We start from the raw sequence: 816 nt of genomic DNA on the forward strand, positions 1-816 counted from the left end.
GGCACGTCGACCACGGGAAGACGTCGCTGACGGCTGCGATCACCAAGTACTTCGGCGAGTACCGGGCCTACGACATGATCGACGCGGCGCCGGAGGAGAAGGCGCGCGGCATCACGATCTCGACGGCGCATGTCGAGTACGAGACGGAAGCGCGTCACTACGCGCATGTCGACTGCCCGGGGCACGCCGACTACGTGAAGAACATGATCACCGGCGCGGCGCAGATGGACGGGGCGATCCTGGTCGTGTCGGCGGCTGACGGCCCGATGCCGCAGACCCGCGAGCACATCCTGCTCGCCCGCCAGGTCGGCGTTCCCGCGATCGTCGTCTTCCTCAACAAGGTCGACCAGGTCGACGACGAGGAGCTCCTGGAGCTGGTCGAGCTCGAGGTTCGCGAGCTGCTGTCGTCCTACGAGTTCCCGGGCGACGACATTCCGATCGTCAAGGGCTCGGCGCTGGCCGCCCTCGAGGATAGCAACAAGGAGATCGGCGAGGACGCGGTGCGGGCGCTGATGAAGGAAGTCGACGCCTACATCCCGACCCCTGAGCGTCCGATCGACCAGCCCTTCCTGATGCCGATCGAGGACGTGTTCTCGATCTCGGGTCGCGGCACGGTGGTGACCGGCCGCGTCGAACGCGGCGTGGTGAAGGTGGGCGAGGAAGTCGAGATCGTCGGCATCCGCGACACCAAGAAGACGACGGTGACCGGCGTCGAGATGTTCCGCAAGCTGCTCGACCAGGGCCAGGCTGGCGACAACATCGGCGCGCTGATCCGCGGTGTGGATCGTGAGGGCGTCGAGCGCGGCCAGGTGCTGT

1 protein-coding gene is annotated in these 816 nt (G+C 66.8%); it reads left to right on the top strand.

Annotated elements, in window-relative coordinates:
* A partial coding sequence (locus tag LH400_RS25885) for an elongation factor Tu (RefSeq protein ID WP_229156352.1) occupies nt 1-816 on the top strand: 816 nt, incomplete at both ends.

It is taken from the genome of Jiella soli (assembly GCF_020615385.1).
In the GTDB taxonomy this organism is placed as follows: domain Bacteria; phylum Pseudomonadota; class Alphaproteobacteria; order Rhizobiales; family Rhizobiaceae; genus VKMB-3413.